The sequence below is a fragment of the Azospirillum agricola genome (assembly GCF_017876095.1).
In the GTDB taxonomy this organism is placed as follows: Bacteria; Pseudomonadota; Alphaproteobacteria; order Azospirillales; family Azospirillaceae; genus Azospirillum; species Azospirillum agricola.
Genome location: NZ_JAGINM010000009.1, coordinates 185,069 through 200,471 on the forward strand (window position 1 = coordinate 185,069; position 15,403 = coordinate 200,471).

Consider the following 15,403-nt stretch of genomic DNA (forward strand, 5'->3'; position numbering starts at 1 on the left):
CCAGTTGCCGCGTCTATTCAATGTCCCAAGATTCTAATAGTGAAATCGAGAAAGGATGATGCTACCTTCTTTGGGGGTAAGGGAGACGCCGTTCGCCCTGTTTCCGGTTCGGCTCGGCTCGTTTCAGCCATGCCGGCTGGCGGCGGCTTGCCCTTTCATTTTCCAGGCAGCGCCGGGCAAGGCGACCAGCGGCACAAGAGCGTGAAAGGGAAGCGCGATGACGGATGAACGACGTGACGTGGCTCTGGCCATCAAGTCCTGCCTGGACAGCCTGATGAGCGACGCGGCGCGCTGCGACCTCGACGACCTCGCGCGCTTCCTCAGCCTCGCGTCCCTGGCCGCCGAGGAGGCGGCCGTCGCCCACGATCCCAAGGCCACGCGCCTGAAGGTGCTGATGGCGAGCGGCGCCGGCCACTGCTGAAGGGCTGTCGCCGTCCCGGCCGCGGCGACGGGCATGGGGGTGCCCGCCGACCGACGCCGCGGCGTTACAGGATGTCGGCGGCGCGGATCGCCTCGTCGATCCGACCCAGCATCGCGGCGCAGGATTCGTCGCCGTCCAGGATGGCGGGCAGGGCGAAGCTGAACATCGCCACCGCCGCGCGGCCGTCTCGGGCGGCGCCGACCAGCCAGAGATAATGGGTCTCCGCGCGGCTGTCCTCGTCGGTCATCATCATCGCCTGCGCGACCGTCGCGCCGTCCTCGCGGGTTTCGACGCTGCGGTCGCTCGCCCTTGAATCCTGGGGGCGGACGAAGCGCAGCGCCATTTCCTGCAAGGTGGCGGCGACGTTGCCGGCGTCCGGCTTCGGCGTGACCCGGTCGGTCACCAGCCGCAGGGTTCCGCCGGCCGGCGGCGGCGGACGGAAGGTGGCGACGGGCTGGCCCTCATGCTCCTCGACGTCGGCGGCCCAGCCGGGGAGCAGGCGGAAACGGACGGTGTCGTTCCAGCCGATGATCCGGCCTTCGGTGGTTTCGCCGCCCTGCGCTCGTTCGCCGCTCATGCCTTGTCCCCTGGTCCGGTCGCGGCGCACTGTAGGCGCTCGAATGAACCGCGCCAATCGCCATGTGCCGGCCATCGGGAATGGCTTCTTTGACCCGGCCTTGATGCGCGGGCGGCGGATGCCCATCCTGGGTCGATGATCGTTTCGTGCAGCTACAAGACCGACATCCCGGCCTTCTACGGCCGCTGGTTCCTCAACCGCCTCGCCGCCGGCTCCTGCCGGGTGGTCAATCCCTATGGCGGGCAGACCTACCGCGTCGATCTGACGAGACCGGCGGTGGACGGCTTCGTGTTCTGGACGAAGAATCTCGGGCCGTTCCTCGACGGGCTCGGCGCGGTGTCGGAGGCCGGTTTCCCCTTCATCGTGCAATACAGCGTCACCGGGCTGCCGACCGCGCTGGAGCGCTCGGTTCCCGATTGGCGGGTCGCCGTCGATCACATGAGGGCGGTGCGCGACCGCTGGGGGCCGCGCGCGGTGGTCTGGCGCTACGATCCGGTCGCCGTCACCGACGCCACGCCGCCGGCCTGGCACCGCGAGACCTTCGCGCGGCTGGCCGGCGCGTTGCGCGGCGTCAGCGACGAGGCGGTCCTGTCCTTCCTGCAACCCTACCGCAAGACGGCGCGCAACCTCGCCGCCGCCGGCATCGGCTGGCGCGACCCGGAGGCGGAGGAGAAGCGCGCCCTGCTGGCCGATCTCGCCGGCATCGCGGCGGGGGAGGGGATGGCCCTGACGCTCTGCACCCAGCCGGATCTGGCCGGGGTGGCGGGGGTCGGGGCGGCGCGCTGCGTCGACGCGGCGCGGCTGTCGGAGGTGGCCGGGCGGGTTCTGGCGGCGCGGGAGAAGGGCAACCGGCCCGGTTGCCTCTGCGCCGAAAGCCGCGACATCGGCGATTACGACACCTGTCCGCACGGCTGCGTCTATTGCTACGCCGTGGCGGACCGGGCGACGGCGCGGCGGCGCTTCGCGGCGCACGACCCGGAGGGCGAGTTCCTGTTTCCCCGCCCTGTCCGATGACGCTGCCTTACGGGCAGACCTTCTTGACCGTCTCGACCAGCTTTTCCGGGTTGAAGGGCTTCACCAGCCAGCCGGTGGCCCCGGCCTCGCGGCCGGCGGCCTTCTTGGCGGGGTCGGCCTCGGTGGTCAGCAGCAGGATCGGCGTGGCGCGGTTGCCGGCGTTGGCGCGGATGGCCTTGGTCAGCGCCAGACCGTCCATGCCCGGCATGTTCAGGTCGGTGATGACGCAGTCGAACTTCCGCTGGTTGACCAGCGCCAGGGCGGCGAGGCCGTCCGCCGCCTCGGTCACGGCGTAGCCCGCCTTTTGCAGCGTGAAGCCGACCATGTCGCGGATGGTCTTGGAATCGTCGACGGTCAGGACGCTCTTGGGCATGAGGCTTTTCCTCTTGGGGGCCGCATTGGTTCGGGCCGTAAGGATTGCGCGTCCGGAAGGCGTAGGAAGTTTCGCGGCCCGCGTCAACAGGCGCCCGCAAGGCGCCCGCGAGGCCGGTCCTTGTCCGGCCGGCCTCGCGGATCGTTTCAGAACCGAACCGTTACGCCTTCGTATCGATGTGCTGGCCGCCCGGCTCGTTGGCGCCGCCCTTGGCGACGCCGACCATGGCCTCGCGCAGCAGGCGGCCATGGATGGTGTAGCCGGGCTGGAGCACCTGCACGACGGTGCCGGCCGGCTTGCCGGTGTTCTCGATCTCGAACATCACCTGATGGAAGTTCGGGTCGAACATCTCGCCGGCCGGGTCGATGCGCTTGACGCCGGCGCGGTCGAAGGCGGCGAAGAGCTGGCGCTCGGTCGCCTCGACGCCGACGGCGAGTCCCTTCAGCATCTCGTCCTGCTCGCGGCCCTCGGCGGGAACGGCGTCGAGCGCGCGGCGCAGATTGTCGGCCACCGCCGCCAGCTCCTTGGCGAAGCTCGTCACGGCGTATTTGCTGGCGTCCTCGCGGTCGCGCTGGGCGCGGCGGCGGGTGTTCTCCGTCTCGGCCATGGCGCGCAGAAGCTGGTCCTTCAGCGTCGCGACCTCGGCCTCCAGCGCGGCGACGCGGTCGTCGCCGGTGCCGGCTGCGGCGGCTTCGGGAGCGGGGGCGGCGGTCGGCTCGACCTCGGCGTCGGCGGGCTTGTTCTGCTCTTCGCTCATGGGATTCTCGGCTTCTTCGTTCGGTCGATTGAGGCGGGTGAAAGGGGGCGGTGGGGCCGGCGCGGGATCAGCCGACAAGACGGCTGACCACCTTGGCGGTGTAGTCCACCAGCGGGATGATGCGGGCGTAGTTCATGCGGGTCGGGCCGATGACGCCGATGGCGCCGATCACCTGTTCCCGGCTGTTCTGGAAGGGCGAGATGATCATCGTGCAGCCGGAATGGTTGAACAGCACGTTCTCGGCCCCGATGAAGATCTGCACGCCGTCGCCCTTGCCGGTGGCGTCCAGCATGCGCAGCATGGCCTCCTTGGTCTCCAGCGCCTCGAACAGGGAGCGGACGCGCTCCAGGTCGGTCAGCGCGGTGACGTCCTCCAGCAGCTTGGACTGGCCGCGGACGATGAGCTGCCCGGCGTTGGCCCCGCTGGTGCCGGCCCAGGTCGCCAGCCCGGCGGAGACGACGCGGCGCGACAATTCGTCCAGCTCGGTCTTCTGCTCGCGGATCTCGTGCAGGACCTCCTGGCGGGCCTCGTCGAGGGTGCGGCCGACCAGCCGGGCGCTGAGATAGTTCGACACCATCTGCAAGGTCGAGGCGGGCAGGCCGAGCGGCACCTCGATGACGCGGTTCTCGACCAGCCCGTCCTCGTTGACCAGCACGACCAGCGCGCGGCCGGGCCCCAGCGAGACGAATTCGATGTGCTTGAGCGGCCGGTCGGTCTTGGGCGCCATCACCAGCCCGGCGCAGTGCGACAGGCCGGACAGCATGGTCGAGGCCTCCGACATCACGTCGGGCAGGGCGCGGCCGGAGGCGGAGCATTTCGCCTCGATCGACACCCGCTCGTCCTCGGTCAGCGAGCCGATCTCCAGCAGCCCGTTGACGAACATCCGCAGGCCGGCGTCGGTCGGGATGCGCCCGGCCGAGGTGTGCGGGGCGTAGAGCAGCCCCTGCTCCTCCAGGTCGGCCATCACGTTGCGGATGGTCGCCGGCGACAGCGCCATGCCGAGCCGCCGCGAGATCGTGCGCGAGCCGACCGGCTCGCCCGACGCCACGTAGGCATCGACGATCAACCGGAAAATCTCGCGCGACCGCTGGTTCAACTCGCTGATCATGGCCCGTACGCAAAAGAACGGCGCCGACGCGGTTGCGTCAACGCCGTCCGAATTTAGGAGGGTCGGGCGCTCGAATCAACGTGCGGGGTGCGGTCTCCGGGCAATCGGCCGCCGTCCTTCGCCCGTGGCGCGAGGGCAAGGACGGCGGCGGACCGCTCAGGCCTCGGCGAGGAAGGCCCGGTACTGCGCGGCGATGGCGCCGACCGCCGCCTCGTGGAACTGCCGGCCGTGCTCCGGGCGGGCGAGGCCGGGGGCCGAGCCGATGCGGCCGTCGGGGTAGCGGCGGCGGAAGTCGCGGGCGTCGTGGAAGCCGCCGGCCGGGGCCTGCTCGGGCTCCATCGCCACGCTCTTGATGGAGTCCGGGTAGGCGTACTGGGTCAGCGACACCTCGCTGGGGGTGGCGTGCGAGCCCTCCTTGCCGGGGTAGAACTCGCGCGACAGGCGGCCGACCTCGGCGTTCTCCCACCAGTTGACCAGGGTGCAGCGCAGATCCGGGGCGTCGCGGCCCTTCAGCGCGCGCTGCTCGGCGTAAATCTCGTAGAAGGCGGCGCGCACGGTGGCGATGTTGCCGCCATGGCCGTTGACGAAGAAGAAGCGCTCGAAGCCGTGCTCGGCGAGCGAGCCGACATAGTCGCGCAGCAGCGCGATCAGGGTCGAGGGCTTCAGCGTCATGGAGCCGGGGAACTCCATGTGGTGCACCGCCATGCCCACCGGGATGGTCGGGCCGACCAGGGCGCCGGTCGCCTCGCCGACGCCGCGCGCGATGACCTCGGCGCAGATGGCGTCGGTGCCGACGAGGCCGTTGGGGCCATGCTGCTCGGTCGAGCCGATCGGCATGACGATGCCCTTGGAGGTCTTCAGATAGGCCTCGACCTCGGCCCAGGTGCTCAGGTGAAGCTGCACGGTGATGATTCCTCGATGCGGGGGGCCGGCGCGGACCGGCGAACCCGGAATGGCAAGCCCAGACAGGCAATCCTAGAGCGTCGACGTCCACGGGCAACCGTTCAAAGCGGGGAGCGGCCTCGCGGCGTCCTCGGAGCGGAGCGGGACTCCGCATCCCACGCTGGCGCTTTTCCGGCTCCGCCCATACAGTGGCGTGCATTTCCGACGATCGAGGTGTGGCGGTGGTTGCGCGCGTCAACACGGTGGCGTTCCAGGGCATCGAGGTGCTGGGCATCGACGTGCAGGTCCAGATGTCCGGCGGGATCGTCGCCTTCACCGTGGTCGGCCTTCCCGACAAGGCGGTGGGCGAGAGCCGGGAGCGGGTGCGCGCCTCGCTGCACGCGCTGGGGCTGGCGCTGCCGGCCAAGCGGATCACCGTCAACCTCGCCCCCGCCGACGTGCTGAAGGAGGGCAGTCATTTCGACCTGCCCATCGCGCTCGCCCTGCTGACCGTGATGGGCGTGCTGCCCGACGTCGAGATGGCCCGCTACGTGGCGCTCGGCGAGCTGGCGCTGGACGGGGCGCTGAGCCCGGTGGCGGGGGTGCTGCCGGCGGCGATCGACGCGCTGGCCCGCGACCGCGGGCTGATCTGCCCGGAGCCCTGCGGCGGCGAGGCGGCCTGGGCCGGGCCGGGGCTGGACGTGCTGGCGCCGCCGACGCTGCTGGCCCTGATCAACCATTTCAAGGGCAGCCAGGTGCTGACCCCGCCCAGGCCGCGCGTGCAGGAGGCGGAGGCGCTGGCGCCCGACCTGCGCGACGTCAAGGGCAACGAGACCGCCAAGCGCGCGCTGGAGGTCGCCGCCGCCGGCTCGCACAATCTGCTGATGATCGGGCCGCCCGGATCCGGCAAGTCGATGCTGGCGGCGCGGCTGCCCGGCCTGCTGCCGCCGCTCGACCCGGCGGAGGCGCTGGAGGTGTCGATGATCCACAGCGTCGGCGGCCTGCTGGAGGGCGGCAAGCTGCTGCGCCAGCGGCCCTACCGCGCGCCGCACCAGTCGGCCAGCCTGCCGGCGCTGGTCGGCGGCGGCTCGCGGGCGAAGCCGGGGGAGATCTCGCTGGCGCACCAGGGCGTGCTGTTCCTCGACGAGCTGCCGGAGTTCCCGCGCCCGCTGCTGGAGGCGTTGCGTCAACCGCTGGAGACCGGCAAGGCGGTGGTCAGCCGCGCCAACCACCACGTCACCTACCCGGCGCGGGTCCAGCTCGTCGCCGCGATGAATCCCTGCCGCTGCGGGCATCTCGACGACGCGTCGCTGGCCTGCGCCCGCGCGCCGAAATGCGCGGCGGACTACCAGTCGAAGATCAGCGGCCCGCTGTTCGACCGCATCGACCTGCACATCGACGTGCCCGCCGTCAGCCCGGCCGATCTCAGCCTGCCGCCCCCGGCGGAAGGCAGCGCCGAGGTCGCCGCCCGCGTCGCCGTCGCCCGCGCCATCCAGGCGGAGCGCTACGCGGCGCTCGCTCCGGCCGGGCGGGCGCCGCCGCGCACCAACGCCGAGGCGGACGGCGAACTGCTGGAAAGGGTTGCCGGTCCCGACGCCGCCGGCCGCACCCTGCTGACCGAGGCGGCCGAGCGGCTGAAGCTGTCGGCGCGCGGCTACCACCGGGTGATGCGCGTGGCGCGGACGCTGGCCGACCTGGACGGCGTCGACGGCGTGCGGCGACGCCACGTCGCCGAGGGGTTGAGTTATCGCCGCATCGCGCCGGGGCGCTGAGCGGGCCGCTGTCTTCAGGCCGCTGTCTTCAGGCCAGTGTCTTCAGGCTGGAGTCCGGGCCAGGGCGATGGCCGCCTCGATGGCCTTGCGCGCTTGCGGGCTGTTCTTCCAACAGCTGCTGCCGAGCATGGACGCGGCGGCGGCGCACAGGGCGGCGGCGTCCTGCGCGGCCAGCGTGGACAGCCGCTCGATGCCAAGCTGTTCGAGCCGCGCGATCACCGTCGGGCCGACGCCCTTCACGGACAGCAGGCGGTCGCGTTCATCGCTGGGGAAGGGCATCGCGGGTTTCCTGGAAAAGAGGAGGGACGGGGGTCACGGCCCGTCGAACTGGGGCGGCCTGGCGGCGCCGGGGCAGATGTTGGCGGGCAGGGTCTCGGTCTCGACGAAGGTGACGGCGGCGGCCATCGCGCAATCCTCGCCGGAGGTGACGAGATGGCCGGCGCTGCGGAACACCAGATGGCGGCTGCGCGGCAGGGTGGCCGCCGCCCGCTCGCCCCACTCCGGCGGCGTCACCGGGTCGTAGGCGCCCGACAGCAGCAGCACCGGCAGCGGGCTCGCCACTGGCAGGCGCTCCGTCGGCTCCTGCGTTCCCGCCGGCCACAGGCGGCACACGCGCCGGCCGGGGTCGTCGGCGGCGATCGTGCCGTAGGGCGGGAAGCGGCGGGCGCTTTCGGCGCGCCTGGCGGGATCGGCCGGGTTCACCGTCTCGCGGCATTCGACGGAGAAGGCGAGGCCGTCGGCGATCTCGGTGTCGCCCAGCCAGCTCGACGGCACCCATTCCGCGACCATGTCGTAGCGGCCCCGCGCGGTGCGGTCGATCATCGCCGGCACCGAGGGCACCGCCTCGCCGGTGGACATCGCCTCCATCCCGGCGGCGATCAGCGCGGCGCCGGTCAGGCGCAGGGCGCGGCGCGCCTCGAAGTCGCCGACGATGAGGTCCACCGGGTTGCGGTCGAGCCGCTCCACCAGATCGAGGAAGCGCTTTTCCAGATTGGGGTAGGCGGCCCGGCAGGCGCGGTTGGCGGCGCAGTCGTCGAACAGCCGGCGGAACACGCGCTGGGCCAGCCAGGGCGCCTCCTCCTGCGCGTTGACGTCGGGCGGGTAGACCGAATCGAGAACGGCGCTGCGCACGCGGGGACCCTGCCGGCGCAGGATCTCCAGCGCGACGCGGGTGCCGTAGGACACCGCGAACAGGTTGACGCGCTGGGCGCCCAGCGCGGTCGCCACGTCCAGCGCGTCGTCGGCGGCGATCGGGGTGGAGAACTGGGCGCTGTCCAGCCCGGTTGCCTTGAAACGGTTCAGGCAGGTGGTGACCGCCGCCCGTTCGGCCGCCGCCCGCTGCTCGCGCGGCATCGGGCGGATGTGCGGAGTGGCGCCGGCGGCGTCCAGCTCCGGGCAATCGGTGTCCGGCTCGGCCCGGCCGACCCCGCGCGGGTCGAACAGGATCACGTTGCGGGTGCGGCGGAAGGCGGCGGACAGCTCCCACCACACCTCCATCCGTTCCTCCACCGCCTCGCCGCTGCCGAAGGGGGAGGCGCCGGGTCCACCTTCCAGGAACAGGACCGGGTCGGGAGCGGGCTGGCGCGCGGTGCTCAGCAGGACCGCGACCGGCAGGCGGAAGCCGCCCGCCGCCACGCGGTCGCGCCGTTCCGGAACGGCGACGGTGCCGCACAGCGCGGCCTCGCCATCCGGAACGCTGAACCAGCAGGGGCCGGGGGTGAAGCGCGCCTGGGTCGCCGTCTGGGCCGCCGCCGGGGCCGGACCGGCCAGGGTCGCGGCTGCCGACGCCGCAGCCACCAGGATCGCGAGGGCCGGCCCCGACAGGGCGATCCGCGACCACCAGGGCCGCGCGGGACGGGCGCAGACGGGCACGGGCGAGGACTCGCGTGAAGGGAAACAGGCGGGGTGGACGCGGGGGGCCCCCGGAACCGGATTGTTTGACCGAGCCACCACCAATTGTCCAGTCGCGCCGGTCCCCCGGCTTTCGCGCCACAAAACACCGATGGCACGGTGCAAAATTGTCACAGCGGCGTTTGGGCGCTGTCGAGCGGACCCGGATCACCGCTTGACGCAACACATCCGAGAGCGGAATTATTGCGACACCCGACGCCGGATGGTCCGATGGCGGGAATTCATGCGGAAGGAACAAGACCATGCCGACCTTGTGGACGGCGTTGCGGAGCCGCTGGCTCGATTCCGGCGGCGGGACGGACCGGCTGGAAGACGGGCTGGGCGAGCATCTGCGGCGCGACATCGGCCTGACCGCCGGGAGCCCGGCCGCCGGGGAGCGGCGGTTCGATCCGACCTATCCCATCCGCGATCGGAACCTTTCTGACGCGCGGACATTTTTGACGTTGCAACCGTATCGCTGACCGGCGATACCGGATCCGCCGGTGCGTTCGCCCCGGCGCCACTCAACCCCTGGAGCATCGCGATGAAAACCCTCGTAACCGCCTGGATCGCCCGATCCGGCGACCCGGCCGCCCCGGCCGCCACCCATGCCCAAAACCGCAACATGCGCGTCCCGACCTTCAAGCCCTTGGGCGAACGTGACTTCCGGACATCGAGAGGATCCCATGAGTGTCTTTCTGGGCTTTTGCGGTCACCGTCTCTTCGTTGAACACGCCCTCTGGGCAGCGCCGAACGGGTCGTTCGACCTGCGGCGGGAAAACGGGGAAGTCATCCTATGGCTTGGACGCCTGAACATCATCTACACACCGGCCCGCTGGGGACCACCGTCGCGCGCGCGGTAGCGCCGGACGTCGCGGAGGCAGTCTGATGCCGGCCCGCGTCCGTCACGACGAGGTTGCCACCGTCGTCCAGGTGCTTGAGGCGTTCCGCAAGCTCGACCCCGACCTGCCGATCCAATACGCGCTGAGTTTCATGACCATCGCGCAGAGCGAAGGCATTTCGATCGGAGAGCTGGCGGAACGCCTGGGCATCGCCCAATCCTCGGCGTCGCGCAACGTCGCCGCGCTCAGCCGCTGGCACAGCTTCGGCAAGGCCGGGCTGGATCTGGTGCAGGCGCAGGAGGATCCGCGCGAGCGCCGCCGCAAGATCGTCACCCTGACCGACGCCGGCCGCGCCTTCCTGGCCGGGCTGCGGGTCATCGTCAACCCGCCGGACAGCCGCCGCGCCGCCAAGCTGGCCTGAGCGCGCCGCCCCGCGTGCTGGTCGTGGGTAGGATCAGCCGATTCCGGCCAGGGCGCGGCGCAGCATGTCCACCAGCACCCGCCCGGCAAGCTCCTGGCGCTCCAGCGCCAAGCCGCGGCGCTCCCTGACCGCCTGCGCCTCGTCCGGCAGCGGCGGCATGTGGAAGAAGCCCATCGGCGCGTCCATCCCCGCCGTCTCGATGATGTGGCGGGTCCGGTAGAACAGGTGGTTGCCGAGAAAGCCGCCGGAAAAGTCACCGAACGTCACCGGCAGACCGGCCATCGCCAGCTCCCGCATCACGCGCGGCACCGGCAGGGTGGAGCCGTAGGCGGTCGGCCCGTCGGCAACGATGGCATGCTCCTCGCGCAGCGTTCCGGCGGCGTCGGCCTGCGCGCTCTCGTCGCGGTTCCAGGCGAGGCGCTCGATCCGGATGGAGTCGGTGCGCTCGGACAGGGCGAAGGCCAGCACCGCCATCGGCCGGTGGCGGTCGAGCAGCGCCGCCATCTCCTCGCCGCAGACGTCGTACAGCGGGGAGAGGGTGGCGGTGACGACCCCCGGCTCGCCGGCCAGCCGTTCCATCAGCAGGGCGGTCGGGTCGACCGTCCGGTCGCCGAAGGGCTGGAAGCCGGTGAGCAGGATGGGGGCCGTCATCGCGGGCACGCCGTCTTATGGCCGCAGCAGGCCGATGATGTCCTTGACGTCGTTCAGGTTCTTCTCGGCGATGGCGGCGGCGCGCTCGCCGCCCTTGCGCAGCAGGCGGTCGATCTCCGCCTTGTCGGCCAGCAGCTCCTGCATGCGGGTGGTGATCGGCGCCAGCTTGGCGACCGACAGGTCGACCAGCGCCGTCTTGAAGCCGGAGAACTGGGCGCCGGCGAACTGGGCCAGAGTCTGCTCGCGGCTCTGGCCGGCGAGCGCGGAGTAGATGGTGACGAGATTGTCGGCCTCGGGCCGCGCCTCCAGCTCGGTGACGGTCTCGGGCAGGGGCTCCGGGTCGGTCTTGGCCTTGCGGATCTTCTGCGCGATGGTGTCGGCGTCGTCGGTCATGTTGATGCGCGAATATTCGGATTCATCCGACTTCGACATCTTCTTCTTGCCGTCGCGCAGGCTCATGACGCGGGTCGCCTCGCCGAGGATCTGCGGCTCGGGCTGCGGGAAGAAGTCGGTCTCGTAGCGGCGGTTGAAGGCGCCGGCGATGTCGCGGGCCAGCTCCAGATGCTGCTTCTGGTCCTCGCCGACCGGCACGTGGGTCGCCTTGTAGAGCAGGATGTCGGCGGCCATCAGCGTCGGGTAGGCGTAGAGGCCGAGGTTGGCCATGTCCTTCTGCTTGCCGGCCTTTTCCTTGAACTGGGTCATCCGGTTCAGCCAGCCGAGCGGCGTGTGGCAGGACAGGATCCAGCTCAGCTCCGAATGGCCCGGAACGAAGGACTGGTTGAACAGGATGTTCTTGTCCGGGTCGATGCCGGCGGCGATGTAGGCCGCGGCGACCTCGCGGATGTTGTTGCGCAGGACCTCGGAATCCTGGTCGATGGTCAGGGCGTGCAGATCGACGACGCAGAAGATGCACTCGTAGCTGTTTTGCAGATCCACCCAGTTGCGCAGCGCCCCCAGATAGTTGCCGAGGTGAAGCTGCCGGGTCGGCTGCATGCCGGAGAAGATGCGGTTCACGGGTGGTCTCGCTCGAAAACTCTGGGAGGCCGGAGTTATCGCCCCCCCCGGCGCGGTGGTCAAGGCGCGGCGCGCAAAACCGGCGCGGCGAAAGGGGGTATTGCGCGCGCCGCAGCTGGTCGCATAGGCGAGACAGAGGCCTTGACCAACCCCATCGGTTGAGAGGAATGCGCTTCCATGCCACCGAAATACGGTGTGGTCGGGAGGGGGCGGACTGGCCGCCCCCGCCACACAGGAGGAGATGCAGGATGCGCGACATCCTCACTCTTCTGGTCCTGCTGCTGGAGATCATCAAGCGTCTGCTTGATCTCTTCCGCTAAGGACCGGACCTGGGGGCGGCGGGAACCAGCCGTCGCCCTACTGGTCACAAAGATGTGGCGGCCCCCTCGGCAACGCAAGGGGACGGCCATCACCGGAAACATGAAAAGTTGCAAATGATCGCTGGTTCTTCCCGCGTTCAGGCGGTCGCGCGGCGGCGCTCGATGGCGTCCCACAGCAGGGATTCCAGCTGCACGCCGTCCAGGCGGTTGATCTCCTGGATGCCGGTCGGCGAGGTGACGTTGATCTCGGTCATGTAGTCGCCGATCACGTCGATGCCGACGAAGAGCAGCCCCTTCTCGCGCAGCACCGGGCCGATGGCGGCGCACATCGCGCGCTCGCGGTCGGTCAGCTCGGTCTTCTTCGCGCTGCCGCCGGCGTGGAAGTTGGCGCGGGCCTCGCCCTCCTGCGGCATGCGGCTGACGGCGCCGGCCGGCTCGCCGTCGATCAGGATGATGCGCTTGTCGCCCTGGCGGATCTCCGGCAGGTAGCGCTGGACGATCACCGGCTCGCGGTAGAGCTGGGTGAAGAGTTCCAACAGGGAACCCAGATTCTCGTCGTCCGGCTTCAGGTGGAAGACGCCGGCCCCGCCGTTGCCGAACAGCGGCTTGACGATGATGTCCTTGTGCTCGGCGCGGAAATCCAGGATCGACTGCTTGTCGCTGGTGATCAGCGTCGGCGGCATCAGGTCGGGGAAGCGGGTGATGAAGATCTTCTCGGGCGCGTTGCGCACCTCGGCCGGGTCGTTCAGCACCAGAACCTTGGGCTGCACATGCTCCAGCAGGTGGGTCGAGGTGATGTAGGCCATGTCGAAGGGCGGATCCTGCCGCAGCAGGATGACGTCCATCGTCGACAGGTCGGTCAGCACCGGCTCGCCCAGCGTGTAGTGCGCGCCGCGCTGGCGGACGACGGTCATTTCGCGGACGCGGGCGGTCAGCCGGTTGCCGGTCAGGATCAGGTCGCGCGGGTGGTAGTGGTACAGGCGATGGCCGCGCTTCTGCGCCTCCAGCGCCATCATGAAGCTGGAATCGGTGTCGATGTTGATCGACTCGATGGGGTCCATCTGGAACGCGACGGCGAGGCTCATGGCGGGTCTCCGGCCACTCAGGTCGTTTCGGTGTTCAGTTCAGGCGTTTCTTCAGCTGCTGGATCAGCGAGGCGGTCTGCATCCGGTGATGCTCGTCGCCGGTCAGCGCCATGAAGGTCTCAAGCGCGACGATGGCGTCCCTGATGTTGCCGGTGTGGGCTTCCAACAGGCCGGTCTCGCGCCACAGCGCCGGCTCGTGCGGGGCGAACAGGCGCATGCCCTCCAGCACCTCCAGCGCCTTGGGCACCGCGTGGGCCGACAGGTGGCGCAGCTTGATGTTGTTCTGGAGCCGCAGCAGCACGTCGCGGTTCGACACCGGCTGGTAATGCTCGGGCTCCAGCTCGGCGGCGCTGCCGGCGGTGGCCTTCAGCAGGTCGCGCAGGTCGACGACGGTGCGGATCTGCCCGTCGTTGAAGGGATCGACGATGGCGCGGGCCGGTCCCTGGTCGATGCGGACGAGGAAATGGCCGGGGAAGTTCAGCCCGACCATCGACCAGCCCTGCGAGCGGGCGGCGTGCATGTAGAGGATGCCGAGCGCCACCGGAAGCCCGCGCCGCCGGTCGATCACCCGCAGCAAATTGGCGTTCTGGAGGTCGTCGTAGGTGTCATGGTCGCCGGAATAGCCGTGCCGTTCGCCGATCACCCGGCGCAGCCGTTCGATGCGGGAGTCCAGGCTGTCGCCGTCGGGGGCGTCCTGCGCGGCCATATCCTCGACGATCGCCCGGATGTGGCGGCGGTAGCCGTCGAGGTCGCTGTTGGGCAGCTCCAGGGCGCCGAGCGCCAGGGCGGCTTCGGCCAGATCGATCTCGTCGTCCGGCTGGTCGCCGGTGCGACGCAGGATCTCGCGGGCTTCGGCTGTGCTGGTCAAAGAGCTGTCCTTCGTCTCGCTCGTCAGATCCGCCACGCGTCGATCAGGTGACGGGGCCACGCCCAAGGCGTAACGAGCATCACGTCGAAGCGCAAGACATAGCCGGCGTATCGGGGGTTCGCCGCCAGATAGACATGGGCCGCGCGGGCCAGACGGCCACGCTGGCGGGCGTTCACCGCCTCGTTGGCGGTGTCCCAGTCGCCGCGCGCCTTGACCTCGATCACGGCGATGGTCTGGCCGCGCCGGGCGACGATGTCGATTTCCCCCATGGGGGTGCGCAGCCGGTTGGCGAGGATGCGGTAGCCCTTCAGGCGCAGCGACAGCCGGCACAGGCTTTCGGCGAAACGGCCGAACGCCTCGGCCCGGCGGCGCAGCGCGTCGAGCTCAGACATGGCCGCTTCCCTTGGCCCCGCTTCCCCTTGGCCCGTCCCCGTCCTCGCGCGCCAGTTCGAGCGCGCGGGCGTAGACCCCGCGCTTGGGCTGGCCGGTGCGGGCGGCGACGTCGGCGGCGGCGTCGCGCACCGACAGGCGGGTCAGCGCCTCGCGCAGCAGGGCGTCGATGTCGGCCTCGCCGGGGGTCTCCTCGGCGCCCGGCGGGCCGATCACCAGCACGACCTCGCCGCGCGGCGGGCCGGCTTCGGCGTAATGGGCGGCCAGCTCGGGCAGGGTGCCGCGCCGGACCTCCTCGTAGAGCTTGGTCAGCTCGCGGGCGACGGCGGCCTCGCGCGGGCCCAGGATGTCGGCGAGGTCGGCCAGGGATTCCGGCAGGCGCTGCGGGGATTCGAAGAAGACCAGCGTGGCCGGCACGCCCTTCAGCTCGCCGGCGGTGGCGCGCCGGGCGCTGCTCTTGTTGGGCAGGAAGCCCGCGAACAGGAAGCGGTCGGTCGGCAGGCCGGAGAGCACCAGCGCCACCAGCGGCGCCGAGGCGCCGGGCAGGGTGGTCACGGCGACCCCCTCCGCCACGCACTCCCGCACCAGCTTGTAGCCGGGGTCGGAGACCAGCGGCGTGCCGGCGTCGGTGACCAGCGCGATGGCCTCGCCGCTTTTCATGCGTTCGATGAGGATCGGACGCATCTTCGCCGCGTTGTGCTCATGGTAGGAGACGAAGGGGGTGTGGATGCCGTGGATGCCCATCAGCTTGGCCGTGACCCGCGTGTCCTCGCAGGCGATCGCCGAGGCGCGCGTCAGGACGTCGAGCGCGCGCAGCGTGATGTCGGCGGCGTTGCCGATCGGCGTCGCGACGACATAAAGGCCGGGCGCGAGTTTACTTGACGGGCCGGTGCCGCTACCTTGAGCGCCACTTTGGGCCGCAGCGGATGTGGAGACGATCGGTGGCACGCTTGGCAACAGCTTTCTCACGGGGTCTGAAACGTCACGGCGTGGCAGCCTTGGTGGTCGCCGGGTGGCT

Annotated in this window: 18 protein-coding genes; 5 read left to right on the forward strand and 13 right to left on the reverse strand. The window is 70.5% G+C overall.

Annotated features, from left to right (window positions below):
- Positions 1-217 precede the first annotated feature (217 nt).
- Positions 218-421: a hypothetical protein gene (locus J2847_RS15685; RefSeq protein WP_085555572.1), complete on the forward strand. Its 204-nt coding sequence runs from the start codon at positions 218-220 to the stop codon at positions 419-421.
- A 64-nt stretch (positions 422-485) separates the two neighbouring features.
- On the opposite strand, the gene J2847_RS15690 is transcribed toward J2847_RS15685, so the two are convergent.
- Entirely contained in the window at positions 486-998 is a 513-nt protein-coding gene (locus tag J2847_RS15690; RefSeq protein ID WP_209779849.1) for a hypothetical protein, read from the reverse strand.
- Between the two features lie 135 nt (positions 999-1,133).
- Here J2847_RS15690 and J2847_RS15695 point away from each other — a divergent pair, with 135 nt between their 5' ends.
- On the forward strand, positions 1,134-2,012 hold the full coding sequence (locus J2847_RS15695; RefSeq protein ID WP_209779850.1) for a DUF1848 domain-containing protein: 879 nt from the start codon (positions 1,134-1,136) through the stop codon (positions 2,010-2,012).
- Between the two features lie 7 nt (positions 2,013-2,019).
- On the opposite strand, the gene J2847_RS15700 is transcribed toward J2847_RS15695, so the two are convergent.
- The 4 genes from J2847_RS15700 to J2847_RS15715 all read right to left on the reverse strand — a co-directional run bounded on the left by J2847_RS15700 (position 2,020) and on the right by J2847_RS15715 (position 5,153).
- Positions 2,020-2,385, reverse strand: coding sequence for a response regulator (locus J2847_RS15700; RefSeq protein WP_209779851.1), 366 nt, complete (start codon positions 2,383-2,385; stop codon positions 2,020-2,022).
- 160 nt (positions 2,386-2,545) lie between these two features.
- Positions 2,546-3,220, reverse strand: a complete 675-nt coding sequence (gene grpE / locus J2847_RS15705) for a nucleotide exchange factor GrpE (RefSeq protein ID WP_267912535.1) — start codon at positions 3,218-3,220, stop codon at positions 2,546-2,548.
- The gene (gene hrcA, locus J2847_RS15710; protein ID WP_209779852.1) at positions 3,210-4,250 is read right to left on the reverse strand and encodes a heat-inducible transcriptional repressor HrcA; all 1,041 of its coding nucleotides are present in this window, start codon (positions 4,248-4,250) and stop codon (positions 3,210-3,212) included. The genes grpE and hrcA overlap by 11 nt, the downstream gene beginning before the upstream one ends.
- Before the next feature lie 156 nt (positions 4,251-4,406).
- Complete coding sequence (locus J2847_RS15715) at positions 4,407-5,153, reverse strand: creatininase family protein (protein ID WP_085555578.1); 747 nt, start codon at positions 5,151-5,153, stop codon at positions 4,407-4,409.
- A 221-nt stretch (positions 5,154-5,374) separates the two neighbouring features.
- On the opposite strand from J2847_RS15715, the gene J2847_RS15720 reads away from it, so the two are divergent.
- The gene (locus J2847_RS15720) at positions 5,375-6,904 is read left to right on the forward strand and encodes a YifB family Mg chelatase-like AAA ATPase (protein WP_209779937.1); all 1,530 of its coding nucleotides are present in this window, start codon (positions 5,375-5,377) and stop codon (positions 6,902-6,904) included.
- 42 nt (positions 6,905-6,946) lie between these two features.
- On the opposite strand, the gene J2847_RS15725 is transcribed toward J2847_RS15720, so the two are convergent.
- Together J2847_RS15725 and J2847_RS15730 are read right to left on the reverse strand one after the other, a co-directional pair.
- Entirely contained in the window at positions 6,947-7,183 is a 237-nt protein-coding gene (locus J2847_RS15725; protein ID WP_209779853.1) for a helix-hairpin-helix domain-containing protein, read from the reverse strand.
- A 33-nt stretch (positions 7,184-7,216) separates the two neighbouring features.
- On the reverse strand, positions 7,217-8,776 hold the full coding sequence (locus J2847_RS15730) for an alpha/beta hydrolase (protein WP_325169420.1): 1,560 nt from the start codon (positions 8,774-8,776) through the stop codon (positions 7,217-7,219).
- A 281-nt stretch (positions 8,777-9,057) separates the two neighbouring features.
- Between J2847_RS15730 and J2847_RS15735 the strand changes: the two genes are divergently transcribed.
- Both J2847_RS15735 and J2847_RS15740 read left to right on the forward strand, forming a co-directional pair.
- Positions 9,058-9,276, forward strand: a complete 219-nt coding sequence (locus J2847_RS15735) for a hypothetical protein (protein ID WP_209779854.1) — start codon at positions 9,058-9,060, stop codon at positions 9,274-9,276.
- Positions 9,277-9,682: 406 nt separating this feature from the next.
- Positions 9,683-10,057: a helix-turn-helix domain-containing protein gene (locus tag J2847_RS15740; protein ID WP_085555581.1), complete on the forward strand. Its 375-nt coding sequence runs from the start codon at positions 9,683-9,685 to the stop codon at positions 10,055-10,057.
- Between the two features lie 33 nt (positions 10,058-10,090).
- Here J2847_RS15740 and J2847_RS15745 read toward each other — a convergent pair whose 3' ends face one another.
- The 6 genes from J2847_RS15745 to rsmI form a co-directional block, all read right to left on the reverse strand.
- Positions 10,091-10,708, reverse strand: coding sequence for a pyroglutamyl-peptidase I (locus J2847_RS15745; RefSeq protein ID WP_209779855.1), 618 nt, complete (start codon positions 10,706-10,708; stop codon positions 10,091-10,093).
- Between the two features lie 15 nt (positions 10,709-10,723).
- Positions 10,724-11,722, reverse strand: a complete 999-nt coding sequence (trpS, locus tag J2847_RS15750; protein ID WP_209779856.1) for a tryptophan--tRNA ligase — start codon at positions 11,720-11,722, stop codon at positions 10,724-10,726.
- A gap of 457 nt (positions 11,723-12,179) precedes the next feature.
- Entirely contained in the window at positions 12,180-13,127 is a 948-nt protein-coding gene (gene gshB / locus J2847_RS15755) for a glutathione synthase (RefSeq protein ID WP_209779857.1), read from the reverse strand.
- A gap of 34 nt (positions 13,128-13,161) precedes the next feature.
- On the reverse strand, positions 13,162-13,995 hold the full coding sequence (locus tag J2847_RS15760) for a SirB1 family protein (protein WP_209779858.1): 834 nt from the start codon (positions 13,993-13,995) through the stop codon (positions 13,162-13,164).
- A 23-nt stretch (positions 13,996-14,018) separates the two neighbouring features.
- Entirely contained in the window at positions 14,019-14,387 is a 369-nt protein-coding gene (locus tag J2847_RS15765) for a YraN family protein (protein WP_209779859.1), read from the reverse strand.
- Positions 14,380-15,333: a 16S rRNA (cytidine(1402)-2'-O)-methyltransferase gene (gene rsmI, locus J2847_RS15770; protein ID WP_325169425.1), complete on the reverse strand. Its 954-nt coding sequence runs from the start codon at positions 15,331-15,333 to the stop codon at positions 14,380-14,382. Before rsmI ends, J2847_RS15765 begins: the two co-directional genes overlap by 8 nt.
- Positions 15,334-15,403 lie beyond the last annotated feature (70 nt).

What these genes read in the sequence shown, in the direction of transcription:
- J2847_RS15745 (WP_209779855.1), bottom strand. Translation starts at nt 10,708, where the DNA reads ATGACGGCCCCCATCCTGCTCACCGGCTTCCAGCCCTTCGGCGACCGG.
- J2847_RS15685 (WP_085555572.1), top strand. Translation starts at nt 218, where the DNA reads ATGACGGATGAACGACGTGACGTGGCTCTGGCCATCAAGTCCTGCCTG.
- J2847_RS15700 (WP_209779851.1), bottom strand. Translation starts at nt 2,385, where the DNA reads ATGCCCAAGAGCGTCCTGACCGTCGACGATTCCAAGACCATCCGCGAC.
- J2847_RS15765 (WP_209779859.1), bottom strand. Translation starts at nt 14,387, where the DNA reads ATGTCTGAGCTCGACGCGCTGCGCCGCCGGGCCGAGGCGTTCGGCCGT.
- gshB (WP_209779857.1), bottom strand. Translation starts at nt 13,127, where the DNA reads ATGAGCCTCGCCGTCGCGTTCCAGATGGACCCCATCGAGTCGATCAAC.
- J2847_RS15690 (WP_209779849.1), bottom strand. Translation starts at nt 998, where the DNA reads ATGAGCGGCGAACGAGCGCAGGGCGGCGAAACCACCGAAGGCCGGATC.
- J2847_RS15740 (WP_085555581.1), top strand. Translation starts at nt 9,683, where the DNA reads ATGCCGGCCCGCGTCCGTCACGACGAGGTTGCCACCGTCGTCCAGGTG.
- J2847_RS15735 (WP_209779854.1), top strand. Translation starts at nt 9,058, where the DNA reads ATGCCGACCTTGTGGACGGCGTTGCGGAGCCGCTGGCTCGATTCCGGC.
- J2847_RS15695 (WP_209779850.1), top strand. Translation starts at nt 1,134, where the DNA reads ATGATCGTTTCGTGCAGCTACAAGACCGACATCCCGGCCTTCTACGGC.
- J2847_RS15725 (WP_209779853.1), bottom strand. Translation starts at nt 7,183, where the DNA reads ATGCCCTTCCCCAGCGATGAACGCGACCGCCTGCTGTCCGTGAAGGGC.
- hrcA (WP_209779852.1), bottom strand. Translation starts at nt 4,250, where the DNA reads ATGATCAGCGAGTTGAACCAGCGGTCGCGCGAGATTTTCCGGTTGATC.